Source organism: Luteibacter sp. P1_D3, from assembly GCF_056406135.1.
Window position 1 is genome coordinate 100,100 of the sequence record NZ_JBFUAT010000009.1, and the last position, 25,678, is coordinate 125,777.

The window sequence follows — 25,678 nt, forward strand, 5'->3', positions numbered from 1 at the left end:
CCGGCGGAAGGTCTCGCAATATAGGTACGCCCGCGCCGCAGGGTCAACGCTGCGTCAGCCCGCGGCGAGCACCACGAAGCTGCGCGGCGGTGCGATCAGCTTGCCATCCTCGGCCGGCGTATCGACGGCCAGCTCGAGATCGGTCGAGAAAGCCACGGTCCAGCTGCCTTCGGGCAGGCTGAACTCGACGCCACCGTCGAACGCATTGATGAGGATCAACACGGTCTGGTCGTTCCCGCGCTCGCGCACGCCCGAGGCCTGGCTGCGACCGTCGAGCAGGATGCCGATGGAACGGGCACGCGGATCCTCCCAGTGCTCCTGCTGCATCTCGCCGCCACCCGGGTTCAGCCAGACGATGTCGCGTACCTCGGCCACATCGTCGTAACGGCCGTCGAGAAAACGTCCGCGCCGAAGAATCGGGAAACGATCGCGGATGGCGACCAGCTCGCGCACCGCCGTGGCCAGGCCCCCCTGGGTCGGATCGTCGTTCCAGTCGATCCAGCTGATCTCGTTGTCCTGGCAGTAGGCGTTGTTGTTGCCGTTCTGAGTGTTCCCGCGTTCGTCACCGGCCAGCAGCATCGGCGTGCCCTGGGCGAGGAACAGCGTGGCCAGCAGGTTGCGCGACTGTCGCTGGCGCATGGCGCGGATGCCCGCGTCCTTCGTATTGCCTTCGGCGCCGTGGTTGAACGAGTGGTTGTTGCTCGAACCGTCCTGGTTGTCCTCGCCGTTGGCGTCGTTGTGCTTGTCGTTGTAGCTGACCAGATCGCGAAGCGTGAAGCCGTCGTGCGCGGTGATGAAGTTGAGCGATGCGTAGGGGCGGCGACCGCGTTTGTCGAACAGGTCGGCGGAACCGGTGAAGCGACGCGCGAACTCGGCGAGCGTGCCGCCCTCGCCCTTCCAGAAGGCGCGCACGGTATCGCGGAATTTGTCGTTCCACTCGACCCAGCCCGGCGGGAACTCACCGACCTGATAGCCACCCGGGCCACAGTCCCATGGCTCGGCGATCAGCTTCACCTGGTTGAGCACGGGATCCTGCGTGCAGGAATCGAGGAAGCCGCCGTTTTCGTCGAAGCCGTAGGGCTCGCGACCAAGGATCGTGGCCAGGTCGAAGCGGAAGCCATCGACGTTCATCTCGGTCGCCCAATAGCGCAGCGAATCGTTGACCATCTGCAGCACGCGCGCATTGCTGAGGTTCACCGTGTTACCGGTGCCGGTGTCGTTGATGTAGTAGCGCTTGTCCTCGGCAAGTCGGTAATAGCTGGCGTTGTCGATGCCCTTGAACGAGAGCGTCGGCCCCATCTCGTTGCCTTCGGCCGTGTGGTTGTAGACCACATCGAGGATGATTTCGAGGCCGGCGCGATGGTACGCCGCGACCATGTCCTTGAACTCGCGGGGATCGCCGCCGGACATGTATCGCGTCTTCAGGGCGAAGAAACCGATGGTGTTGTAGCCCCAGTAATTGCGAAGCTCTTTTTCCTGCAGGTAGTGGTCGTCGAGATAGGCGTGCACCGGAAGCAGCTCGACCGAGGTCACGCCGAGGTCACGGACGTAGTCGATGACCGCCGGCGTGGCCATGCCGGCAAACGTGCCGCGCAGGTGCTCGGGCACATCGGGATGCAACATCGTAAAGCCACGCACGTGCGCCTCGTAAATCGCCGTGCGCGTCCACGGAACCGATGGTTTGCCGTGTTCGACCCACTTGTATGAGGGATCGATCACCATCGCCTTGGGCATGAACGGCGCGCTGTCGCGTTCGTCGAAACTGAGGTCGCCATCGGCGTGTCCGACCGTGTAACCGTAAAGTTCGTCGGCCCAGATCAGGTCGCCGACGATCTGCTTTGCGTAGGGGTCGAGCAGGAGCTTGTTCGGGTTGAAACGGTGGCCGTTCTCCGGCTCATAGGGGCCGTGGACGCGATAGCCGTACAACTGGCCCGGACCCACGCCGGGAACATAACCGTGCCAGACCTCGTCGGTGTACTCGGGCAGGTCGATCCGTCCGGTCTCATGGCCGGATTCGTCGTAAAAGCACACTTCCACCCGCGTGCCGTGGGCGGTGAACAGCGCGAAGTTGGTGCCCTTGCCGTCCCAGGTGGCGCCGCGCGGAAAGGGTGAGCCTTCGCGCACGGGCGAGGCGGCATCGTAACGGGCATCAGGCATGGCGGTGTTCTCGGAGGCGGACCTGCAGGATGGCCAGCCCGACGACAGGAAAACGTGAGGGCTGGCCCGCGCCCGCACGCCCCGCAGGATTCGCCAAGCAAGTTAGCGGGGGCGGTGGCAGCGTGGCGCCGTATTCATGGAGGTTGGCGGGGATGAAACACGCGTTACGCATCATTGGAGGCCTGCTGGTGATCGGCACGCTCGTCATCGTGCTGTTCTTCTGGCTGGATCGTACCGAAACCACGACGGATGCCTATGTCACCGGTCGCCTCCACCCCATCGCCCCACGCGTCACCGGCACCGTGGTCGCCCTGCACGTGGACGACAACCAGCATGTGAAGGCGGGCGAGGTATTGCTGGAACTGGATACCCGCGATTTCGATGTCCGGGTGGAGCAGGCCCGGGCCGATATCGACCGCGCCAAGGGACAAGTGGCCAGCGCCGAGGCGCAGATCGTCGAAGCCAATGCATCCATCGTTGCCGCCCAGGCCAGCGTGGAAAAGACCGCCCTCGACCTGAAGCGCAACAGCGAACTGGTCCACGAAACGCCGCGGGGCGTGTCCCAGCAGGAATACGATGCGGCCAAGGCGGCGTCCGACTCAGCACGCGCCAACAAGGCCAGCGCCGACGCACGCAAGGTGGCTGCGACCGCCGCCGCCGAATCGGCTCGGGCGCAGGTCGCTACGGCCGAGGCGTCGTTGCACGATGCCAACCTGGCCTACGGCTACACCAAGGTCCTGGCCCCGGTCAGCGGCTATGTCGGCCGGCGCTCGGTCGAGGTGGGCGCGCGGGTCAACGCCGGGCAGACCCTGCTTTCGATCGTGTCCGACCAGGTCTGGGTGGTGGCCAACTTCAAGGAGACCCAGTTGCATGGCATGAAACGAGGCACGGAGGCCAGGATGACCATCGATGCGCTGCCGGACGTCACCTTCATCGGCCACGTGGACAGCCTGTCGCCGGCGTCGGGTTCGCAGTTCGCCCTTCTGCCGCCCGACAACGCCACCGGTAACTTCACCAAGGTGGTGCAGCGCGTGCCAGTGAAGATCCTCTTCAGCGACGATGACCTGCGGCGCTACCGCGAACGTCTGGCGCCAGGCCTGTCGACGATCGTGAAGATCCATGCGAAGGACGGCGGCCCATGAGAGCGCGGACGATCGTGCTGGCACTGTGCGTCGCCGGCCTGGGCGGCTGCGTGCTGGGGCCTGACTACCAGCGCCCGGACACGCCGGCGCCCGGCACCTGGAAACAGTCCCCCGCCTCGACTGCGCCCATCCCGGATGCCTGGTGGCAGCTGTTCGGAGATGACGAACTGGATCGCCACGTCGCCGCGACCCTGGCCGCCAACCAGGACCTTGCCGGCGCCCTCGCCCGTTTCGACCAGAGCCGGGCCCTGCTCGGCGTCGCGCGGGCGGACCGGTACCCGGACGTGAACTTTGCGCCGGCCTACTCGCGGGCCCGCACCTCCGGAACTCTCGACAATCGCTTCCCGGTCCTCGAGACCACGGTGTGGCAAGCGCCGGTCCAACTCGCCTACGAGGTGGACCTCTGGGGGCGCGTGCGCCGAAGCGTCGAAGCCGCGGGTGCCGATCTCCAGGGCAGCGCCGACGCGATCGCCGCCGTGCGCCTGAGCCTCGCCGCGTCCACGGTGTCGACCTACCTGTCCTTGCGCAGCAGCGATCGCGAGATCGATGTGCTGGCGCGCACGGTGGGTGTACGCGAGGACGAGCTCAAGCTTGCCGATCGCCGTGCCCGCGCTGGCGTGGTGGGCGATCTCGATGTGCTACGCGCCCGTGCCGACCTGAGCCAGACACGTGCCGATCTTGCCGACGCGCGTCGCCGTCGCGACAACCTCGAACAYGCGCTGGCCGTCCTCGAAGCACGTAACGCCGCGGAATTCAGCGTGGCAACCGTTGCCTGGACACCCCACGTGCCGGATGTACCGGCCGGCCTGCCGTCGACCCTGCTCGAACGCCGCCCGGATGTCGCCAGCGACGAGCGCGCGCTCGCAGCCGCAAGCGCACGCATCGGCGTGGCGAAGACCGCTTTCTTTCCCTCGGTGAGCTTGACTGCCTCGGGCGGCTTCGTCAGTCCTCGCCTGGGCGATCTCACCAATAGCCAGAGCGAGATCTGGTCCTTCGGTCCGGTGGTGACCCTGCCGATCTTCGAGGGCGGGCGTAATCGCGCGCGGCTCGAAGGTGCGGAGGCCGCGTATCGCGGCGCCGAGGCCAAATGGCGGCAGACCGGCATCACCGCCTTTCAGGAGGTGCAGGACGCGCTCACCGATACGACGTGGTTGCGCGAGCGCGGCACCGCGCTCGATGCCACGGTCGACGCCTCCACGGCGGCGGCGAAATTGTCGCGCTCACGCTATGACCGTGGATTGGCCGGCTACTTCGAGGTGGTGGACTCCGAGCGTCAGGCGTTGAACACCCAGCGCGCTGCCATCGAGAACGACCAGCAACGGCTCCTTGCCGCGGTCTCACTGATCAAGGCGCTCGGCGGTGGGTGGAAGGAAGGCGATGCCGTACCACGCCAGCCTGACGCCACGGCGGCAGCCTCGCCATGAATGCCACGGCGCCCGTGGCGACCGCAGCCCCCGCACCGCCGGCCAACCTGCCCTGGCTCGGTATCGTCGCGGTCCTCATCGGTGCGCTGGCGACCACGCTGACATCGCGACTGACCTCGATCGGTCTGGCCGATGTTCGCGGAGCCGTTGGCGCCGGGTTCGACGAGGGCGCGTGGATTCCTACCGCCTTCTCCGCGTCGCAGATGATGATCGGGCCGTTGTCGGTCTTCCTCGGTCGTGCCTTCACGCCACGTCGTGTGCTGCTGGTCGGTTGCGTCGTCTACGGCGTGGCGGAGTTCCTCATTCCTTTCTCGCCCGACCTGCGCATCCTGCTCATGCTGCAATGCCTGGCCGGGCTCGGCTCGGGCACGTTCATCCCGCTGACCGCGGCCTTCATCCTCACCGCGCTACCCAAGAGTCTCTGGCCATGGGGACTGGCGGCGTATGCGATGAATATCGTCCTCGGTCTCAACATCGCGTCCACGCTGGAAGGCTGGTACGCGAACCACGTCAACCTGGACTGGATCTTCTGGCAGAACACGGTCGTGGCCGTGCCCTTGTTCGTGCTGTACTGGTTCGGCCTGCGCCGTCTTCCCGTCGACCGGGATTACCTGCGCAACGGCGACTTCCGCGGCATGTTCACCGGTGGCGCCGCCTTCACCTTCATCTTCATCGCACTGGACCAGGGCGACCGGCTCGACTGGTTCTCGTCCACGCTGATCGTCACGTTGTTCGCCCTGGGCGTCATCTGCCTCGGCCTGTTCCTTCTGCATGAATCGACGCTCGACGCGCCGAGCGTGGACTTCACCCTGCTCATCCGGCGCAACGTCTTCCTGCTGATCCTGCTGGTGACGGCGACGCGCTTCCTGGTGACCGCCAGCAACACCCTGGTGGCGAACTACCTGATCCAGGTGCGCGGCCTGCGTCCCGAGGAGGTCGGGAATGCGGCACTGTGGGTGGCGCTTCCCCAACTGGTCATCGCGCCGATCGTCGCCTGGCTGCTCAATCGCGCCGATGCACGCTTCGCGATCGGCACGGGCTTCGCCATCGCGACCGCCGGTTTCCTGCTGGCCACCGGCATCACGTCCGAGTGGGCGGAGCCGAATTTCAGTCTCGCCCTGTTGCTCCAGGCCGTGGGCGAAACCCTGGAGCTGACAGCGGTGATCTATTTCTTCGGACACCACGTGGGACCGGCCGATGGCATCACCTTCGGGGCGATCATCCAGACCGCCCGGCTCTTCGGTGGCGAGTTGGGCACCTCGGTCCTGGTCATGTTTACGCGCAAGGCCGAACAGGTGCATTCCTACTGGATCGGCCAGCACATCGTCGCCGGCGACCCGATGACGGACGAACGCATCCTCGCCTACACGCAACTCATCGGGGCGTCGACGCAGGGCACCGGTGGGCCCGCCGCGCGAGGAACCGGCTTGCTGTCCGCCGCCGTGCGCGAGCAGGCCTATACCCTGTCGACCCTGGACGGCTTCCTGCTCGCCGCCGTGGTCGGCACGCTGGCGGTCGCCCTGGTGCTGTGCCTGCGAGAACCGCCGGTGCTCGTCAATCCTCCCGCCGTCCCGGCGCTGCCACCCGACGACCGTGACACCGCGCCGCATCCCGCACCCTCCACTTCGTGACATCATCCCTGGACCCACGTCCAGGGTTGCAAACATAGGGGACGCCGACGTGCGTCGTGGTTTGGCACGAAACCGCTGGTTGGGATGGATGGCGCTGGTCGCCGTCTGGCTCACCGTGCTGGCGCCGTCGGTCTCGCGGACCGTGTCGGCGGCTTTCGTGTTCCCGGACCTCGGTGCCTGGTGCGAAGCCTCTCCGGGCGATCACCATGCTGGCGCGACCGGCCACGATGCGGATGGCCCCGGTGACGGCGCGGCCTGCGGCTACTGCACGCTGTTCGCGCAGATGCCGGCCCTGGGCAGTGCGTTCCACGTTGGCCATGCCTTGCCATCGCCGGCGCGTATCCCCGCCACGCTTCCAGCCATCCGCGCACATGTGCCGGTGGCCATCCTGTACGCCCCACCACGAGGTCCGCCGGTCGACGCGCACGCCTGATCGATTCCGATCCCGCCGTACGCCACCGACCCACGGACTTATCGCCATGACCCTGTTCCCCACGAATGGACGCGCGCTTGCGCGTGCCGTCGCCTGCGCACTCGGCGCCACCTGCCTGCCGCTGCACGCTGCCGATGGCCCCGACGAACCCCAACGCACGACCACCTTGCGCGAGGTGCGCGTTTCCGCGGCCAGCCATGGCACGCCCGTCGATCCCGACCTGCCGGCCGCCGTCGAGACGATCACGGCCGAGCAGCTCGACCGGCTCAATGTGATCAACGCCGAGGACGCCCTCAAATACCTGCCGTCCTTCGGCATTCGCAAACGCTTCACCGGCGATGAGAACGCCACGTTTTCCGTGCGGGGGACCAGCAACCAGCAGAGTGCCCGCGGCCTGGTCTATCTCGACGGTCTTCTACTCTCCAACCTGCTGGGTAACAACTGGGCCAATCCGCCCCGCTGGTCGATGGCCTTCCCGGAGAACCTGTCGCGCGTCGATGTGATCTATGGGGCCTACTCGGCGCTCTATCCCGGTAACGCGATCGGCGCGACCGTACTGATGACCACCCGGATGCCCGAGAAGCTCGAGGTCACGGGCGACGTGCAGGCATTCACCCAGCATGTGCACACCTATGGGGTCGACCGCGACTACGGCGGAAGCAAGCAGACCGCGACCATCGGCGACCGTGACGGCCGGTTCGCTTTCCTGATCGGCGTGTCGCACCTGCAAGCCAACGGCCAACCCCTGGTCTATGGCACGCAGAACCGGTCGACCGTGGCGGGCGCACGCAATCCGGTCACCGGCGCCGTCGGCGACACGGGAGCAAACGGTGTGCCGCGCGAGGTGCTCGGCATCAACAGCGAAGGTCAGGAGGCGAGCGGCCAGGACGAGGCGCACGCACGGCTCACCTATGACGTGACGCCCGAGCTCACGGCGGCGGTCACCGCCGGCTACTGGAAGCAGGACCTGTCACACCGTACGGAGACGTTCCTGCGCGATGCCAACGGCCAGCCCGTGTGGTCCGGACCGGTGACGATCGACGGACGCCAATACACCGTGCCGGCGAATTTTTTCGCACCGAGCACCCGACAAAGCCGCAACTATCTCTACGGCGTCTCGCTGGGCACGCACCGCGATAGCGGCTGGAACATCGAGGGCGATGCCTCGTATTTCGACATGGATCGCAATCGCGACCGTGTTGCCAACGCGGTGACCGACAACGGCGCGGGTCTGCTCACCGCCGGCGACGGCAGCCGCTGGCGCACGTTCGACCTGCGTGCCAGCCACACGCCCGATACCCTCGGTCCCAACACGCACGCGGTGAGCTTCGGCTATCACTTCGACGGTTACGCGCTGGACAACGCGACGTACAACTTGGCGAACTGGCGCAACGGCGATGCCGGCGCCCTCACGACCGCAAACGGCGGCAGCACGCAGACCCAGGCCGTGTATCTGCAGGATGCGTGGCAGCTGATCGAACGCTGGCGACTCACCGTGGGTGCGCGCTACGAGCAGTGGCGCGCCTTCGGCGGCTCGCGTTCCACCTCGACGGCCACGGTGGGCTACCCCGAGCGGAAGGAGTCGCATACCTCACCCAAGGCATCGTTGGCTTACGACGCCAGCGACACCGTGACCTTGCGCCTGTCCGGTGCTCGCGCCTATCGATTCCCCACGGTAAACGAACTGTTCCAGGGAACGTTCAACGGCATCGCGCTGATCAACAACGATCCCAACCTGAAACCTGAGAACGACCTCTCACGTGAATTCTCCACGGAGTGGTATCGCCCCAACGGTGTCGCGCGCTTCACCATTTACCGCAGCGATACGCGCAACACGCTCTTCAGCCAGACCGATACGACAGTGTTCCCGAACGTGACGAGCGTGCAGAACGTCGGTCTGGTTCGCACCCGGGGTGCCGAGGCGAGCTATGACGGTACCGGTGTCTGGTGGCCGACGTTCGACCTCACCGCCAACGCGGCTTACACCCAGGCGACCACGGTGAGCAATGCGCGCAACCCCGCCTCCGAAGGAAAGCAGTTCTACCGGATCCCGCGCTGGCGCGCCAACGTGATCGGCACGTACCACGCCAGCGAGCGTGTCGCGATGACGCTCGCCGGGCGCTATTCCGGCCGGCAGTACAACACGCTCGATCACAGTGATATCCACCCGGACACATTCGGCGGTGCCAGCGCCTTCCTCACCTTCGATGCCAAGCTGACATGGAAGGTGAGCGATCACGTGGAACTGGGCGCCGGTGTCGACAACCTGACCAACCGCCGCTACTACGTGTATTACCCGTACCCGTCGCGCAGCTATCTGGTGGAGGCGAAGTTCCGGCTTTGACGTATCGGCGCCGGCAGGTGTTCATCGAGCATGAACGCGGCCGGCGCGTCGCGCCCCAGTCGATCGAAGAATGAGCCGACACCCACGCCGCCAGTGGCCAGGTCGCAACTGATGCGCAACAGTTCGGTGCCGGGCACCGCCAGCCCTTCCTTGCGCGGGATGAGGAAGGGCTCGATGCCGCGGGCCACGCGAAGTGCTCCTTCGCGATACAAGGCGGCGCGCTCCGGCAGAAACTGTGCGAGATCGAGCAGCGTCTCGCCGATTCCCGCGAGACCGTCGAACAGTCCCGGGCTGATCGCGTGGGTGCGCAGCAGGTCGCCTTCGCTGTCGAGCAGTACGTCGCGGTAGCGAACCTCTCCGGTGCAGGCGAGGAAGCGGGCCACCACGGCGACGATCCCCGCCGTACCCTGGCGCAGGTAGGGAACCGAGGGAAACGGACCCACGGACATCGGCCAGGTGGCATCGCCGTCGGCGTTATGGCGACGTTGTGCCAGGTCGAACGCCAATGCCGCCGTGGCTCCGCTCAGAAAGCGCGGCTCGCCCGTGGCGACGTGCAGATGAAGCAGAAACAGCGCGATGCCTGCTGCGCCGTACGCAAGACCGACGGGTTGCTGGCCACCGTCGGGCCAGCGCAAGGTATCGTGGTCACCTGCGATCGCGGCGAACAGCAACTCGTCTCCCGCCAGCTTCGCGGCTTCCAGAAAATCGGCGTCCGCGGTCTCTTGCCACGCCTTGATTCGGGCCAGACCCCAACCCGCGAGGCCTTCGTGCAGTCCCGGCACGTGCCGGATGCCATCGTCCAGCGATCCGGACCGGATGAGCATCGCCGCGCGGTCGGCTTCGCCCGCGTCGAAAAGCACCCACGCAATGCCAGCATCGCCGGACATCAGACTGACACCGCGCGGCCTGGATGCATCGAGGCCGGCGAGCAGATAATCGCGCAGTCCTGCGGGGGGTTCGCGGCCACCGCGCAGATACGCATGCAACACACCGGCGGCACCGTGGGCCACACCCCACGGATGGCTTTCGAATACCTCCGGCGCGGCAGGAACGAAACGATCGGAGCGTGCGTGGGCCGCCTGCGCCGTCACGTAGCCGAACAAAGCGTCCGCGTGCCCGGGGCACCGGGGCAGCGCACCGAGACGGTGCGGCACCGGTGCGCTTCCAGCTCCCACGTCGGCGAGTGACAGGCGCAACGTTGCCATGATCGCCATCGGCGATGGGCGCTTCGAAGCGCTCGTGTCCAGCAGCCGACCGATGACCTCGGTCATGGCCGCGGGATAACCCATGTCCTCGCCCATCCGGCACGCGAAGCGCATCGCCGCCGACCGGTCAAGGGGAAGCATCGCATTGACCGGAATCATGGCGGCCAGGAGGTTCGCGCCAAACGCATAACTGTCTTCGTTCCGCGCCTCCGCGTGATCGCGTGGCGGTGGATTTCCCGACGCAAAGCCGGGTGTGCGAAGCCCTAGCGGTGAATCCATGCCGTACTCGACTGCCGCTTCCAGATCGATCAGGCGCACGTCATCGTCGGCGCTGATGATGATGTTGTGGAACGAGAGGTCGCCTAACGAAACGCCCCGTGCATGCACCTGTTCGACGGCGTCGGCGATACGGCTGTACACCGTCGCGACATCGTTAAGGAAACGCGCAACATCGTCGCGGGTCGCACGCGCTTTTAGCCAGGGGTAGCGCCGTCCGAGCCAGAGCCGCAAGGTATCGCCGCGCAGGTATTCTTCGACCAGGAAGCTATGTTCCCACTCCTCGAAATACGCAATCGGCAAGGGCACGATCCGCAACGGTGCAAGCCGACGCAACAAGCGGAACTCCTTGCGCAGACTCTCTTTCGCGGTTTCGCCGACACCGACGAACGGGCGCGCTTCCTTGATGACAACCCGACGCCCCTCGTCGAGGTCATCGGCCAGGTAGACGCCACCGGCGGAGGAAAAGGCCAGGGCTTCGTAGACGCGATAGCGGCCGCCGCCGAGTAGCACCGGGGAGGCCGGCGCCGCGGGAGCCTCCGTCCCGAAGGGATCGCGCAACCAGTCGGGGAGACGGAATCGTGGTGACCGGTCATCTGCCTCGACGCTATCGTCAGGCCGCCGCAGCAGCCACTCGTGGCGTCCACCCGGCGAAATGCGGAAGTCGGAGACGATCCCGCCATAGCGGTAGTACAGCACGCGGGAATCGTCATAGCGGCGATCCGTAAGCACATACGGTCCGACGTAACCCGACAACGCGGCATGCAGATCGGCGATCACCAGGCGGAAGTCGTCGACGTTGCGGGGATAGACGGTGATGAACTTGCCGGAGCCGCCCCGCGGCCAGCGCTTGCCGTTGATAGCGGCGAGCATGCCCCGATCCGCGGCGAATTTGAACGCGGTGCCGGACGCCGCAAGGGTTGCCGCGGCAATCGACAGCACGATGTGAGCCGTGGCGGCGATCGAGGATACGTGAATCTTCCAGCCTTGCATCGGCAGCGCGGCGTCGGGCGGTCGGCAATGCATCCAGATGCCCGATCGATGAACGGTCCAACAGGTCGGCAGCACCCGTCTCGTCGAGGCGACGAAGTCGTCTTCCCGGATGGGGCGGCTGGCGTAGGGTTCAAAAAATTCGCGATCGACCGAGGTGTACTGCAACAGCTGTGCGCGTCGCTCCATGACGTCCCGTCTCTCCATGTTCGGGTGACCCCGGTGCACGAGACGACCCGGACGTCGCCTCGTGCACCATCGTCGTTTCGGCTATTCCACGAAACCATCCATGTGGTAGATCGAGCAACTACCCGTGCTGCAGGTCGTTCCCCATTCGCCGCCGTCGTTGCGATCCCACGCCATATCGGTCGCCAGATTCTGCAGGTCGAGTACGTTTGGCATAAGTCCTCCTTTGCTTAAGCGCTCAGACGCGCGCATCGCCGGAAGGCGAAGCGCCAAGCGAATCTAGGACGCCGTCGTATCGCCGGACAGTGGCGCTGGGGGGGTGTGCCGGGGTTTGCACCGCGACAGGGTGGCTTCTTGTGTCGGCTGACCGGTTTCGGTCACCCGATCCGTCCGGAATCGGACACCGTCGTCCGTGTCCGGACGCATGGGCAGGCGGACCGTCGCAACGGCTCCCCTGGTATCGCTGCGTGCCGCGAGGTCCACGGTGCCCGCATGGGCCTCGACGATGAGGCGCGTAAGGCTCAGGCCGATGCCCGAGCCCTCGGGCTTGGTGGTAAAGAAAGGAACGAAGATGCCGTCGCTCGGGGGCAATCCGACGCCCTCGTCCTCGATCGTCACGCGCACGAACCCGGCCTCGGCACGCCAGTCGACGCGTACGCTCCCTCCCGTCTCCAGCGTCGCTTCGACCGCGTTGCGCATGAGGTTGATGAAGGCTTGCCCGAGCTGGTCTTCGTCGCCGTCGACGATGATCGCCGCGTAGCCGGTCACGGCGACCCGCTTGCGCTGCTCGAGCCGGGCCAGGCGGTGCAGCGCGATATCCAGGCGAAACGGCCGTGACTGCAGTGGCGGCAATCGTGCGAGACGGCCGTAGCCGGAAAGGAAGCGCGTGAGCGCATGTGCGCGTCGACCGATCACTTCCAGGCCAAGGCGCAGCTCCTCCTGAATCGCGCCAGGATCATCGGCGTCCAGCAGGGTCGAGAGGCTTCCGGCCAGGGAACCGATGGGGCCCAGCGAATTATTCAACTCGTGGCTGAGCACGCGAATCAGACGCTGCCACGCACGTCGCTCCTCTTCACTCAACGCCGCGCTCAGGTCGTGAAGCATCACCATCGTATGTTCGCGTCCTTCGCTGTACCAGACCGCCCGGCGCACGGCCCAGCGGCCGCTCATCGATGCGAAACGGTAGTTGAGGATGGCGCCGTCAGCCGCGCGCAAGGGCTCGGCCAGGCCGAGCGACGTCATGTCTCGACCGATCACGGCGGCGCGCTCCGCACCGATCAGCCGCCGTGCGGCGGGATTGATGAATGCCAGGCACTCGCGATCGTCGATCACAAAGACGGCACTATGCAAGGCCACGAGCGTCTTGCCGAGGAAGCGGGAGGTCTCGGTGCGTTTACGCCTGCCGTTGCGCAGGTCGTCGGTGAGCAGGTTCATGTCGCCGATCAGGCCCTGAAGAGGATCCCGACCGGGGCGCACGCGTCCCCGCATGCTGTAGTCACCTTCACGGATGGCGAAAAGAAGGTCGAGGACCGTTCCCAACGTCGCCACCAGGCGGCCTCCACCGATCCAGCCGAGGAGGCCGCTGAGCGCGATCCCGGCACCGAAGATGGCGCCGCGGACAGCCCGCGGGACGTCGCCCAGCAGAACGAGGAGAGTGCCACTCGCGACGAGCGGCGTGACGAACATCGTCGCCCAAAGGACGGCGTCGATCCGAAGCTTGACGGAGCGATCGTAAGCCGCTGTCGCGTCATGCGAGCGGTGGAAGAAAGTCATACCCTGGCCCTCACTCGACGGGTTCGAATCCGTCGCGGGCGCGGTGCTTGTCGAGCCTGCGATACAAGGCCTGGCGCGAGATGCCAAGCGCATCGGAGGCGCGCTGGAGATTGTGATCGTTGCGTTCCAGGGCGCTCCGTATGATCATTTCTTCCGCTTCCGGCAACGTCAGCCGATCCAGCACGAGGGGCGACGACGGCGACTTGCACAGGCTCAGCCCATCGACGTCGATCTCGTCGCCGTCGGCCAGCAGCACCGCACGTTCGACGGCGTGCTCCAGTTCACGAATATTGCCTGGCCATTCATACGCACGCATGGCGCGTTCGGTGGAGACCGCGAGAAACATGCTGCCGCGTCCGCGACGACGGCATTCGCGCAGGATGAAATGTCGGGCGAGCGGAACGATGTCGTCCGCTCGGTCGCGCAGGGAAGGCATGCGCATCTGCATCGCGTTCAGGCGGTAGAGCAGGTCCCGGCGGAAACGGTCGGCCCGCACCGAAGCGTCCAGGTCCGCATTGGTCACGGAGATGACGCGAACGTCGACGCGATGCGTGCGAGTGGAGCCCGATCGTTCCAGCTCACCTTCTTCCAACACGCGCAACAGCTTCACCTGTTGGGCGATCGGTATGTGACCGATCTCCTCGAGGATCAGGCTACCGCCCTGGGCCAGTTCGAAGCGTCCCGGGCGTGGGTGCTTGTCGTCGTCGCCAAACATCTCGTCGACGAAACGCGATTCGGGAAGGCTGCCCATGTCGACACGAATGACCGGTCCGTCGGCACGTGGGGACATGTTGTGGATCTCGCGCGCCAGCAGGGACTTGCCTGTTCCGTTTTCCCCGAGAATGAGTACGTTTGCATCGCTGGCGGCGATGCGCGACGCCAGTTTCGCTACTTCGCGCATCGCTGACGACTCCCACGCGCGAAGAACGTCGGGAATTTCCCTGCCGAGACGATTCTCCGCGCGAAGACGCCGGTTCTCCTCACGCATCTCACGAAGGGCGATCTGGCTGCGCACGGTCTGCAGGATTCGCTCGTTGTTCCATGGCTTCTCGATGAAATCGGCGGCGCCCCGGCGCATCGCCTGGACGGCCAGGTCGACACTGCCCCACGCCGTCATGGCCACTAACGGGAGTTCGGGAAAGTCGTCGCGGAGACGGCCGATCAGTTCGAGACCTTCGTGTCCCGACGTCGTATCGGCGCTGTAGTTGAGGTCGAGCAAGGCACAAGCAAAGTCGGTGCGTGACGCCGCATCGAGCGCCGCCTCCGGCGAGGTGACCTGCACGGAAGGAATATCCACGGAGCGAAAGAGCAGGCGAAGCGATACGAGGACGTCTGCCTGGTCATCGACGATGAGCACGGGAAGGGAAGGTAGCGGGCGCGGGATCATGGGGGTACCCCCTCACTGTGGCGCGACCAGCGCGGCGACATCAGTTCGCCTCGCAGGATCGTCGCCGGGCGCACCGCGGTGGCGCGCAAGGACGGCAACACAACGGCAGCCAACGCCGCGACAATCATCAACAGCGTCACGGCGGCAACCACGCCGACATCGATGACGCCTGCCTCGAGCGCAGGATGCACGACGATCCTGCCCAGGATCGCGGCGGTAACCAGGCCTACGGCAACGCCGGGCATCGCCATGCCGAGGCCACGCGACACCAGATGGCCGAGGAGGTCCAGTGGCGTGGCGCCCAGTGCGTCGCGAAGGGCGATGTCGCGACGACCACGCGCCATCTCCAGCGACTGCACGGCATAAAGGCCGATCACCGCGAGCGAGAGTGCCATGCCAGCGAACATCGCCGCGAGCGATGCATTGCGACGCGCCTGCGCGGTGGCCTGCGCAGCTAGCTGTGCAAACGACTGCCGGGCTCCCGTTGCGAGGCCGGGCGCGGCGTCACGAACCAGCGTCCGCATGGTGGGCTCATCGGCAATGATGCTACCTGGCCCACGCATCACGATGAAGGTCGGCACGAAACGCCGGATGTAGGCATAGATATCCGGATCGACCTGAGCGAATGGCACATACACCGTCGGAACCGCGGCATGTTCGGCACCAGCGGATCGCGTGTCTGCGACCACGCCGACGATGCGCATCGGGCGGTTTGTGCCTCGCACGGAGGCCGGCGTCACCCACTCACCGATGCCGTGGCGGCCGATGTGATCGAGGTACGCTTGGTTGACCATCGCCACGGCAGGTGTCGCGGCGCGATCACCCACATCGATGCTGCGGCCAGCGACACGGGTGATGCCCATCGCCTCCATGCCTCCTGGAGACACCATGCCGTACTGAAGATATGCGGTCGCCCCGTCGGGCTTCAGGAAGGGCATGAAGAGGCCCGCGCCGATCGGGAGCAAGGTGGACAGTCCCGCCGCGTCGATGCCCGGCCAGCGCAAGGCGGCTGCACGAATGGCGGCGTCGGCATGAAGGACATCATCGAGTGCAGGGAACTGGGTGGTGTCCGGGCTGATCTCGACGAAGCCCGCAGCCGCCGCCCGAAAGCCAAGCGGAACCTGCATGGCTCGCCAATATTGGGCCGCCATGGCCACGTCGAGGACCAGCAACACGGTCGCCAGCGCCGTCTGCACCAGCAACATCAAACGGCGTGCACGTTGCGCCAGACCCGAGAGCGACGTGCCGCCCGAGGCGAGCTGCATGCGTAGCAGCCTGTCCGGGCTGGTGTGCACCGACCCGAGCATGGCGGCGAGCAGGGTCACGGTGACCGAGGTAAGTCCCGCCGCGGCGCACGTGCGCCAATCCAGCTCGAGGGGCAACGCGGAGATGAGCCAGGAAGCCGGAACGAGCGGCCGGACCGCCACGACCATGACATGCGCGAGAGGAAGTCCGATGGCCAACGCGCCCGCGCTGATCGCGACGACATCGACGATGAGCGGAAGTCTCGGCTGCCAACCCCCGCCACCGAAAGCAATGGCAAGACAGGTCTCCTGCGTGCGCCGCAAGGCGCGCGTCAGCATGAGGTTCGAGAGATTGACGCCGGCCACGGTAAGGACCAGCAGCGAACAATAGAAGAAGAGCATCACGATGGGTTTTGCCTTGCTGGTAAGGACGACGTCGAGAGGCGTCGTCGCATACACGGGAAGGCACCGGCATCCGGGACGTAACGGCATGCCGCTGGCGACGAGCCTCGCCTGGATCCACCGCGTGACGCGTTCAGCGGACATGCCGGGAGCAAGTCGGGCGATGGCGACAAGGTTGGCGGCGTCGTCACCGGAGAGGCCCGTCGGCGACAGCGGAATCAGAAAGTCGATATCGGCGAATAGCCGGTAGTCTGCCGGCAATACCCCGCGTACGGTCATCGCGCTCCCATTGATGGTGACGCGACTCCCGACCACGCGTGGGTCGCCTCCCATCCAGTCACGCCAGAAGGCGTACGACAGCATGATCCCGTGGTCGAACGCGATCGACGTATCCTCAGGAAAGATCGACCTCACACCGAGCGTCGGCAGAAAGCCGGCATCGACACGCTGCGCGCGAGCCAACCGCTCCCGATCGCCCGAGCGAACGTTCACTGATTCGGCTACCTGCGCCGCCCCGCGGGAAATCACGCCGGGTGGGAGACCGATGGCATCGTAGAAAAGAGGCGAGGCCGCGCGGCTGGCAGGATCGCGATCCTCCTCGCCGTAAACGACGATGCTGGCATGGTGAGGAAAGGGCGGCGCCCTCAGCAGGGACTCGACCATCGCCAGGGCGCTGGTCAACGCGACGAGCCCGATCGCGAGCGTCAGCGACGTCAGTGGCAGAAAACCCCGGGGCCGCCAAAGGCCACAGCAGGCGCGCATCAGTCCATGGCGTGACCAGCTCACGGAAACGCCTCCGTGCTCCGACGTTCATCCAGCCCGGCTTCGGCCTCGCGTTGTCGCTGCCGAAACGTCGTCTCGTCGATGACGCAGCCGTCCAGTAGCCGCACCGTGCGGTCGGCCACGCTGCTGAATCGCTCATCGTGCGTCACCATGCAGATCGTCCGGCCCGACGCATGCAGACGGCTGAGCAGCGCCATCACGATCTCGCCATTGCGCACGTCGAGATTGCCGGTGGGTTCGTCGGCAAGCAGGATCGAAGGCTCCCCGGCCAGTGCGCGGGCGACGGCCACGCGCTGCTGCTGTCCGCCGGAAAGCTGGTCCGGGTAGTGGCGCATGCGGTGCGCCATGCCCACATCCGCCAGTGCGTTCGCCGCACGTTCCATGCGTTCGCGGCGGCTCATCCCGTCGCGAAACGAGAGCGGCAGCTCGACGTTCTCGGCGACGGTCATGTCGCCGATCAGGTTGAACGCCTGGAACACGAAACCGATGTGCTGGTTACGCAGGCGTGCCCGCGCGCGGCGACCCAGTCCGGACATCGATTGCCCGAGAAACCGGAAGCTGCCGCTGGTGGGGGCGTCGAGGACCCCCATGAGGGACAGCAACGTGGTTTTGCCGCAGCCGGACGGCCCCGCGATCGAAACGAACTCACCCCGACGAATGTCGAGGTGGATGTCCGTCAGGACGTGAACTTCCATGGCCCCGATGTCGAAGACCTTCCCGATGCCACGCATCTCGATCAGCGGAGGAGCGAGAGCAGATTGCACCGTGTTCACCTGCGAAGATTTAATCCCTTCCGGGCGATTGTGGCTCGCACGCTGCGGTTCTTCGGACACGATTTCATCTTTTGCCGGAAACGCCTCGTGATTGGTGAACGCCGGAACCTCGCCAGCCCGCTCATGACCTTTCCGCCTCCGACGGCGATTCCCCCGCGAGCCCTTCGGGGCACGCCCACGATCGCCGGCAATCGGTTTGTCCACGCGCTGCGCTCCAAGGCCGTAAACGTTTACATGTAACGCCATTTACATGCCCACCTCGCGTGCCGATGCCGGTATCCTTGCCCGCTTACGGCGCCGGACTGCGCGCCGACCGTTTCCAGGCCAAGACCACCATGACCCGCAACCCCMGCATCGAAGACCTGATCGCCCGCATGACCGTCGAAGAGAAGGTCGGCCAGCTGGGCGTGTTCGCCGATGCCGTGCGCCCGTTCGCACCCGATATCAATCCCGAGGCCAACGCCCGCGGGGCCGCCGAGGTGCTCGATCAGGTACGCGCGGGCCGGGTTGGCGCGCTGTTCAATGGCGTCGGTGCGGCGGAGGGTCGCGAGGCCCAGCGCGTCGCCGTGGAAGAGAGCCGGCTCGGTATCCCGCTGTTGCTCGGCGCCGACGTGATCCATGGCATGCGGACCGTCTTTCCCATTCCCCTCGCCGAGGCATCCACGTTCGAGCCAGACCTCGCCGAACGCACGGCACGCGCGACGGCTGTGGAAGCCACCGCCGCCGGCATCCACTGGACATACGCCCCGGCGGTCGACATCGCACGCGATCAGCGGTGGGGACGCGTCGCCGAAGGTGCGGGTGAAGACGTGGTGTTGGGCTCGGCCTTCGCCGCGGCACGTGTGCGCGGGTTCCAGGGCACCGATCTCCGGGCCGACGACTCGCTGCTCGCCACTCCGAAGCACTTCGCCGCCTACGGCGCGGTAGCCGGCGGAATGGAATACAACACCGTCGATATCTCGCCGCAAACGCTGCGCGACGTGCATCTTCCGCCTTTCAAGGCGGCGCTCGATGCCGGTGCGCTCACGATCATGAGTGCGTTCAACGACATCAACGGGGTGCCGGCCTCGGCGAATCGTGAACTCATGACCGACATCCTGCGCGGTGAGTGGGATTTCGAAGGTTTCGTCGTGTCGGATTACACCGCCGACATGGAACTGATCGCCCACGGGTTCGCCGCGGACGAACGCGATGCCTCGCGCCTTGCCTTCCTCGCCGGCGTGGACATGAGTATGCAGAGTGGCTTCTATGCCGCCCACCTGGCCGACCTCGTGGCGACGGGCGATGTCCCCATGGAGGTGCTCGACGAAGGCGTGCGTCGCGTCCTCTCCGTGAAACATGCCATCGGCCTGCTCGACAACCCGTACCGCTCGCTCGACCCCGCGGTGGAAGCCGACACGTCGAAGAACGCCGAGCACGCTGCCCTGGCACGTGACGGCGCTCGCCGCTCGATCGTGATGCTGAAGAACGATGGCGTCCTTCCGCTGCGCAAGCAGAGCCAGAAGATCGCGCTGATCGGCCCGTTCGGCGCCGACGTCGACAACCTAGAAGGCTGCTGGACACTTTTCGGCGACAGCACGCGACACGTGAATATCGAGACGGGGCTGCGCGATGCACTGGACGATGGCGAAACCCTCGAGGTCGTTTCCGGATGCGGGATCGAAGACGCCATCGCGGGCGGCATCGACGAAGCTGTCGCAGCGGCGAAGCGCGCCGATGTCGTCCTGCTCGCCATTGGCGAGCCGCAGGTTTACTCCGGTGAGGCGCAATCCCGCACGAACATCATCGTGCCTGCCGCACAGCAGGCCCTCGCCGAAGCGGTGGCAGCCACGGGTACGCCGGTCGTCGTCCTGCTGAAGAACGGTCGCGCACTCGCCCTGACCGGCGCGGTGCGCGAGGCGAATGCCATTCTGGTCACCTGGTTCCTCGGCAGCCAGACTGGCCCGGCCATCGCGGACGTCGTCTTCGGCGACTACAACCCCGCGGGGCGCCTGCCGGTCAGCTTCCCTCAGGACGCCGGGCAGCAACCCTATTTCTACAACCACCTGCGCACGGGTCGCCCGGAGCTCGCCGACCAACCGCCGGCGTTCAAGTCGCGGTATCGCGATATCACCTTCGAAGCGCTTTATCCCTTCGGATACGGCCTCAGCTACGCGCGCTTCGCCTATGCGCTGCCCGAAGTCGCGGCGCAGATCGGCTGGGACGACACCATCGTGGTAGGTGCCACGGTGACGAACATCGGCGATGTCGCGGGTGAAGAGGTCGTCCAGCTCTACATCCACGACCGTGTCGCCAGCCGGGTCAGGCCGGTTCGCGAACTGAAGGCCTTCCGGAAAATTCTCCTCGCGCCAGGCGCATCGGAGGAGGTGTCGTTCGAACTGACGCGGGCGGATCTCGCCTTTACGCACCGCGATGGCGTGACGTTCGAAGCGGAGCCAGGCGACTTCCAGGTGTGGATATCGGGATCATCCGCAACGGGCGAATCGGCGACCTTCGCATTGCTCGCGCGCTGAGGTATCCGACACGGCGGGGGCCGCGACCCACGCGCTGACGCAGCGCGCGCCGATGCATCCACGACTACCATCGACCTACCGTGACTCTCCCCTTGCAACGGAGCGTCACGATGGATCCACGAATACCTCTGGCTACCGGAGCGCTTCTCCTCTGGCACGGTGCATGTGCCGCACAGGACGTGCCTGACTGGCGCCTTCCCGACTTGCGGCCTTCGACGGTCCTGTGGACCTCGTGCTCGTCCGGCCTCGTACGCGAGAGTGCGATTCTCCGCCTCGGCGATCGCTTGCAGTGCGGGACGATGGGTGTTCCTGTCGACCATCGTCATCCCGACGATGGAATCATCGAGGTTGGCCTGGTGCGCGTGACGGCCAGCGACCCCGCCCGGCGGCAGGGAGCCGTCTTCTTCAATCCCGGTGGCCCTGGGCAGACGCCGATGAACAGCCTGCCCTCGCTCGCGCAGTACTGGGACAACGCCTACGGCGACCACCCCGTGCACGGGAGCAAGAAACGACTCGCCGAGCAATTCGACCTGGTCGCCGTGGTGCCGCGCGGGTTGCACGGCGGTACGCCTTTCCTGTGCACGTCGGATACCGAGGTGACGGATTTCCACGATATCGTCGCGGATCGATCGCCTGACAACGTTCGGGCCATGGACGCCTACATGCGCGCGACCGCCGCGGCCTGCCGCGCAAACCCGCTGTACTCCTTTATCAACACCGAGCAGACCGTCTACGACATGGAGGTCGCGCGTCGGGCGTTGGGCGAACCGACACTGCATTACCTCGGTTATTCGTACGGTGCATGGCTGGGTAGCTGGTATGCGGCCTCTTTCCCCGAGCATGTGGGGCGCATGGTCCTCGATTCCGGCATGGACTGGACGGCCGACTGGGACACCAACATCACGCGAAGCATGATCGCCTCCCAGGAGCGGTTCGATCGCCTCGTCGGTCTCCCTGCTGCAAACGATCACGCGCACTACGGGCTGGGGAGGGATCTGGCATCCGTGGTTGCGCGGATCGGCGAGCTGGTCGTCCCTGTCAGGCAGGCGTGGGGCGGATTCTGGAGAAAACCCGAGCATCTGCTCGGTGCGCTCGTCGTGTCGGACTGGTTGCGTGCCGAACCCGGCATGAGTCTCGAGACCTTGATAACACGCATGCAGGCTCACCGGTTCCATCGCGACGATGCGACCAACACCACCGTACGAGACGATGCCATCCGCTACGCGTGGCGCCTCTTTCCTGTGTCTTACCAGCCCGAGCCTTTCCGGTTCGACGCCATGAGTTCGATCTTCTCGGCCGTGATGTGCAATGACCTGCCCTATGGCGGCGACGTAGCCCACCACCAGGCGCGGATCGCGACGCTTGCCGAAACCCTTTCCGCCACCAACGGTCACGGCCTGCAGTATCACTGCGTGTTCTGGGGCGGGTCGCACGCCATGCGTCCGCCGCTGAGCAGGGTCGCCGCAGCCGGGGACATCCTGATGGTGCACGCCTCGCTGGACCCCGTCACACCACTGGAGAACGGCACCTCGGTCCTGGCCAGCACGACGATGACTCATCTCCTCGTTGCCGAGGGAATCGACGACCATGGAGTCTTTGGCTTCACCGACTCGGCCTGCGTGGAGGACACGGTGGGCCGCTACCTGTTGACCGGCATCCTGCCTGCGGGTCGTGAATACCATTGCGGGGCCACGCCAGCAGTGCAGGGTGGACCCGACGCTGGATTCGCGCGGCCTGCCGATGCTGCCGCGCTGCGGTCGGAACTTTCTGGGTTGCGGTCACCGTTCGCTCCTCGCATGGGGGACCACCCATGAAGACATCCCTTGCTTGCGGAAGACGGCGCAACGCGCTTCTTCGGACCGTCCTTTTCACCACTTGCGGCAGTGTCGCGTCGGACGCGAGTCCGGTAGCCATGCTCACGGCCATGACCTGGGGGCCATGTGCCGCTGAGTTGGTGGACCCACGTTGGTCAGCCGTTCTGGGAGAGCGTCTCGAATGCGGCATCATGCCTGCCTGGCTCGACGTGGACGCGCCTGAACGGGGCGCGCTCACGGTGGGTCTCATTCGCTTCAAGGCAGGCGAGGCGTCGCAACGCCAGGGTTCCATCTTCTTCAACTTCGGCGGCCCTGGCGGCAATCCACTGGACTTCATGCCGAGCATCGCCTACCTGTGGTCGACCCGCTCTGCCAATCACTCGCTGGACGGTGATAAGCGTCGCCTGGCTGATCGCTACGACCTTGTCGCAGTCATCCCGAGGGGATTGCGCGGCGGCACACGCTTCGCCTGCCGCGTCCCGGAATCCGAGGACGGACACGACCCCTCGGTCGATCTGGCCGACTGGAACTGGATCGACTATGTCAGAGAGAGCCGTGCCTACGCCATCGGCTGTGCCGCCGATCCCCTTGTTGCGCACGTCGGCACCTTGCAGCACGTTCATGACATGGAGCAGGCGCGAATCGCTCTGCACGAACCCGTGCTCAACTTCCTCGGATTCTCGTACGGCACGTGGGTCGGGGCGTTCTACGCCGCATCCTATCCCGCCAACGCAGGACGCATCGTGCTCGATTCCTCCATGGATCATGCCGGCACGTTCGAAGACCAGGTCGCCGAAGAGCCTTATGAGCGCCAGGCGCTGTTCTCGCAAACCGCACTGCGCCCTGCCCTTGCCGCGCCCACCGTCTATGGGCTCGGTACCGACGCCGGCAAGGTCCTCGAGCGGATTCGAAACATGCCTCATCGGGCACGAGAGGCATGGCCTTCGCTGATCGACACGCCCGAAGATCTCGTAGCAGCGCTGACCCTGGCCGACTGGGCCCGGGAAAATTGGGAAAGCACGGGCGAGAGTCTTATCGCGCGAATGAAGGGCTATCGTTTCAGCAGCGATCCCGTCGTCGACAGCAAGATCCATGACGCCGCGAGAGCGTTCGCCCCCCTGATCGAACGCGGCCGCATCAACGACCCGGAAACAGCCGCCCTGGTCGACGGGTCGGTCTATCATGCGGTCGTCTGCGGAGACACGCCGTGGCTGAAGAGCGTGAAAGCCCTGCRCCATATGGCGAATGAGATCGGCGCCCGCTACCCGACTTCGACCGGCGTACCGGTCACACTCGGACTGACGTGTCTGCACTGGCCTTCCCGCTCGCGTTGGCGTCCGCCCTCGTCCGCCCTCACCGAGGCGCCCCCCATGCTCATGGTCCAGGCAGAGTTCGATCCGGCGACACCGACGTCTGGCGCCATGCGTGCGTTCAATGCCTCGCACAACGCCTACATGGTCCTCGCTCGCGGCATGACCGGGCACGGCGTGTTCGGCACATCGGCCACACCGTGTATCGAGCGAGCTGTCGGCCGCTTCCTGCTCGAAGGTGAACTTCCTGCCCAACGCATGTCCGGCTGCGATTTCGTTCCCTCGCCTCCATCGCGGCACGTGCGCGACACACGAGATCCGATGGACGAGCAGCTCGTCCGCGATGAACTGCAACATCGGCTACGAAAGATGTAAGGTCTTCGCATCCCAACCGGAATACGAACATGCATAGTCTCAGCGGAAAAATCGCCCTCGTGACAGGCGCTGCCAGTGGCATAGGCCGGGCCATTGCGTCCTCATATGCCGCGGCGGGAGCCACTGTCGTCGTGGCTGACATCGATGCCGACAAGGCACGCGAGGTGGCGTCCATCCTCGGTGGTGGCGCCATCGGCATCGCGATGGACGTCACCGATGAGGGCCAGGTTGAAGACGGGTTCTCCCGTACGCGAAAGGACCTTGGTGCCGTCGACATTCTCGTCAGCAATGCCGGTGTCCAGATCATTTCTCCGCTGGTGGATTTCTCCTTCGATGACTGGAAACGCATGCTCGCCATCCACATGGACGGCGCCTTCCTGACCTCACGTGCCGCGATGCGACAGATGATCGCATCGAAGCGCGGTGGATCCATCATCTTGATGGGCTCGGCTCACTCTCACGTGGCATCGAAGTTCAAGGCACCCTACGTGGCGGCCAAACACGGCTTGCTGGGCCTGGCACGAGTGATCGCGAAAGAGGGTGCCAAAGACAATATCCGCTCCAACGTCATCTGTCCGGGATTCGTCAGGACGCCACTGGTCGAAAAACAGATTCCCGAGCAAGCGCTCGAACTCGGCATCAGCGAAGACGATGTCATCCGCACTGTCATGCTGCGTGACACGGTGGACGGCGAATTCACTACCCTGTCCGACATCGCCGACACCGCGCTTTTCCTGGCGGGTTTCGAGTCCAATGCGCTGACCGGCCAGTCGCTCGTCGTTACGCATGGCTGGCATATCCAGTGACATCCACCGCCTCGCCGTAGAGCAAGACGAGGCCTACGAAAAGACCAGCAATACGTAAATATCCGCGGGGATGAACGCCGATGGGGTGCAGCTTCACCACCGCGTAATTTCGTGGTCTCTTCGTACCGAGACCACGCATATGCACTTCCTCCATCGATCGCTCGTGGCCCTCGCCGCGCTTGCCGGCTTGCCAGCATCCAGCGGCGCCACCCGAGCCTCGACACCTCCCATCGCCTGGGGCACATGCCCCACCAGTTGGGTGGGCGAGGCGTCTGCGACCCTCGGCAACCGCGTGCAATGCGGCAGCATCACTGCACCATTGGACCATGTCGCGCCCGATGGTCGAACGATGAGCATCGGCGTTATCCGGGTACGCGCCTCCGATGCGAGGCATCGTGAAGGCGCCATCTTCGTCAACATCGGCGGCCCGGGCACACACCCGGGAAGGGTGCTCAGATTCATAGGTGAGACCTGGTCGGACATGAATGCCGGAAATCCGGACGAAGCCGACAAGCGTCGACTCTCGCAGCGCTACGACCTTGTCGCGGTCATCCCTCGTGGCCTGGCGGGCAGCGGCGACCTGCGTTGCGCGCCTGCGCGTCACGCCTTACCTCACGCATTTCTACCGACCCACCTGGACGACGACAACTGGCAAATCATYCTCGACGGTACGCAGGCCGCGGTCGACGCTTGCACGTCGAGACCAGAAG

General features: G+C 65.6%; 17 protein-coding genes. 10 read left to right on the top strand and 7 right to left on the bottom strand.

What is annotated here, in order from left to right:
* Positions 1-54: 54 nt before the first annotated feature.
* Complete coding sequence (gene glgX / locus AC1DYM_RS08610; protein WP_477337561.1) at positions 55-2,157, bottom strand: glycogen debranching protein GlgX; 2,103 nt, start codon at positions 2,155-2,157, stop codon at positions 55-57.
* A gap of 152 nt (positions 2,158-2,309) precedes the next feature.
* Here glgX and AC1DYM_RS08615 point away from each other — a divergent pair, with 152 nt between their 5' ends.
* From AC1DYM_RS08615 to AC1DYM_RS08635, 5 genes are read left to right on the top strand one after another with little or no spacing between them, the layout of a single operon-like run.
* Complete coding sequence (locus AC1DYM_RS08615) at positions 2,310-3,299, top strand: HlyD family secretion protein (RefSeq protein ID WP_477337562.1); 990 nt, start codon at positions 2,310-2,312, stop codon at positions 3,297-3,299.
* Positions 3,296-4,723, top strand: a complete 1,428-nt coding sequence (locus AC1DYM_RS08620) for an efflux transporter outer membrane subunit (RefSeq protein ID WP_477337563.1) — start codon at positions 3,296-3,298, stop codon at positions 4,721-4,723. The genes AC1DYM_RS08615 and AC1DYM_RS08620 overlap by 4 nt, the downstream gene beginning before the upstream one ends.
* The gene (locus AC1DYM_RS08625; protein WP_477337564.1) at positions 4,720-6,354 is read left to right on the top strand and encodes an MFS transporter; all 1,635 of its coding nucleotides are present in this window, start codon (positions 4,720-4,722) and stop codon (positions 6,352-6,354) included. The genes AC1DYM_RS08620 and AC1DYM_RS08625 overlap by 4 nt, the downstream gene beginning before the upstream one ends.
* A 49-nt stretch (positions 6,355-6,403) precedes the next feature.
* Positions 6,404-6,787, top strand: coding sequence for a DUF2946 domain-containing protein (locus tag AC1DYM_RS08630; protein WP_477337565.1), 384 nt, complete (start codon positions 6,404-6,406; stop codon positions 6,785-6,787).
* A gap of 46 nt (positions 6,788-6,833) precedes the next feature.
* Positions 6,834-9,131 (top strand): TonB-dependent receptor, encoded by a 2,298-nt coding sequence (locus AC1DYM_RS08635; RefSeq protein ID WP_477337566.1) that lies wholly within the window; start codon positions 6,834-6,836, stop codon positions 9,129-9,131.
* On the opposite strand, the gene lanKC is transcribed toward AC1DYM_RS08635, so the two are convergent.
* The 6 genes from lanKC to AC1DYM_RS08665 all read right to left on the bottom strand — a co-directional run bounded on the left by lanKC (position 9,101) and on the right by AC1DYM_RS08665 (position 18,108).
* Positions 9,101-11,791: a class III lanthionine synthetase LanKC gene (gene lanKC, locus AC1DYM_RS08640; protein ID WP_477337567.1), complete on the bottom strand. Its 2,691-nt coding sequence runs from the start codon at positions 11,789-11,791 to the stop codon at positions 9,101-9,103. The two genes, AC1DYM_RS08635 and lanKC, sit on opposite strands and share 31 nt — an antisense overlap.
* An 81-nt stretch (positions 11,792-11,872) precedes the next feature.
* Positions 11,873-12,004, bottom strand: a complete 132-nt coding sequence (locus AC1DYM_RS08645; RefSeq protein ID WP_477337568.1) for a hypothetical protein — start codon at positions 12,002-12,004, stop codon at positions 11,873-11,875.
* Positions 12,005-12,067: 63 nt separating this feature from the next.
* Positions 12,068-13,561 (bottom strand): sensor histidine kinase, encoded by a 1,494-nt coding sequence (locus AC1DYM_RS08650; RefSeq protein WP_477337569.1) that lies wholly within the window; start codon positions 13,559-13,561, stop codon positions 12,068-12,070.
* A gap of 10 nt (positions 13,562-13,571) precedes the next feature.
* On the bottom strand, positions 13,572-14,948 hold the full coding sequence (locus tag AC1DYM_RS08655) for a sigma-54-dependent transcriptional regulator (protein ID WP_477337570.1): 1,377 nt from the start codon (positions 14,946-14,948) through the stop codon (positions 13,572-13,574).
* Positions 14,945-17,380: an FtsX-like permease family protein gene (locus tag AC1DYM_RS08660; protein ID WP_477337571.1), complete on the bottom strand. Its 2,436-nt coding sequence runs from the start codon at positions 17,378-17,380 to the stop codon at positions 14,945-14,947. Before AC1DYM_RS08660 ends, AC1DYM_RS08655 begins: the two co-directional genes overlap by 4 nt.
* Positions 17,377-18,108, bottom strand: a complete 732-nt coding sequence (locus AC1DYM_RS08665; RefSeq protein WP_477337579.1) for an ABC transporter ATP-binding protein — start codon at positions 18,106-18,108, stop codon at positions 17,377-17,379. Before AC1DYM_RS08665 ends, AC1DYM_RS08660 begins: the two co-directional genes overlap by 4 nt.
* A 377-nt stretch (positions 18,109-18,485) precedes the next feature.
* Here AC1DYM_RS08665 and bglX point away from each other — a divergent pair, with 377 nt between their 5' ends.
* From bglX to AC1DYM_RS08690, 5 genes are all read left to right on the top strand, one after another.
* Positions 18,486-20,663 (top strand): beta-glucosidase BglX, encoded by a 2,178-nt coding sequence (bglX, locus tag AC1DYM_RS08670; protein ID WP_477337572.1) that lies wholly within the window; start codon positions 18,486-18,488, stop codon positions 20,661-20,663.
* A 110-nt stretch (positions 20,664-20,773) separates the two neighbouring features.
* Complete coding sequence (locus AC1DYM_RS08675; protein ID WP_477337573.1) at positions 20,774-22,477, top strand: alpha/beta fold hydrolase; 1,704 nt, start codon at positions 20,774-20,776, stop codon at positions 22,475-22,477.
* Positions 22,478-22,668: 191 nt separating this feature from the next.
* Positions 22,669-24,162, top strand: a complete 1,494-nt coding sequence (locus AC1DYM_RS08680) for an alpha/beta hydrolase (protein ID WP_477337574.1) — start codon at positions 22,669-22,671, stop codon at positions 24,160-24,162.
* 29 nt (positions 24,163-24,191) lie between these two features.
* Positions 24,192-24,968, top strand: coding sequence for a 3-hydroxybutyrate dehydrogenase (locus tag AC1DYM_RS08685; protein WP_477337575.1), 777 nt, complete (start codon positions 24,192-24,194; stop codon positions 24,966-24,968).
* Positions 24,969-25,317: 349 nt separating this feature from the next.
* On the top strand, positions 25,318-25,678 hold a 361-nt coding region (locus AC1DYM_RS08690), incomplete at its 3' end, for a hypothetical protein (protein ID WP_477337576.1).

Bases quoted from the DNA above. Each gene is read 5' to 3' on its own strand.
- glgX (WP_477337561.1), bottom strand. From the start codon at position 2,157: ATGCCTGATGCCCGTTACGATGCCGCCTCGCCCGTGCGCGAAGGCTCA.
- AC1DYM_RS08615 (WP_477337562.1), top strand. From the start codon at position 2,310: ATGAAACACGCGTTACGCATCATTGGAGGCCTGCTGGTGATCGGCACG.
- AC1DYM_RS08625 (WP_477337564.1), top strand. From the start codon at position 4,720: ATGAATGCCACGGCGCCCGTGGCGACCGCAGCCCCCGCACCGCCGGCC.
- AC1DYM_RS08635 (WP_477337566.1), top strand. From the start codon at position 6,834: ATGACCCTGTTCCCCACGAATGGACGCGCGCTTGCGCGTGCCGTCGCC.
- lanKC (WP_477337567.1), bottom strand. From the start codon at position 11,791: ATGGAGCGACGCGCACAGCTGTTGCAGTACACCTCGGTCGATCGCGAA.
- AC1DYM_RS08645 (WP_477337568.1), bottom strand. From the start codon at position 12,004: ATGCCAAACGTACTCGACCTGCAGAATCTGGCGACCGATATGGCGTGG.
- AC1DYM_RS08650 (WP_477337569.1), bottom strand. From the start codon at position 13,561: ATGACTTTCTTCCACCGCTCGCATGACGCGACAGCGGCTTACGATCGC.
- AC1DYM_RS08655 (WP_477337570.1), bottom strand. From the start codon at position 14,948: ATGATCCCGCGCCCGCTACCTTCCCTTCCCGTGCTCATCGTCGATGAC.
- AC1DYM_RS08665 (WP_477337579.1), bottom strand. From the start codon at position 18,108: ATGCGTGGCATCGGGAAGGTCTTCGACATCGGGGCCATGGAAGTTCAC.
- AC1DYM_RS08675 (WP_477337573.1), top strand. From the start codon at position 20,774: ATGGATCCACGAATACCTCTGGCTACCGGAGCGCTTCTCCTCTGGCAC.
- AC1DYM_RS08685 (WP_477337575.1), top strand. From the start codon at position 24,192: ATGCATAGTCTCAGCGGAAAAATCGCCCTCGTGACAGGCGCTGCCAGT.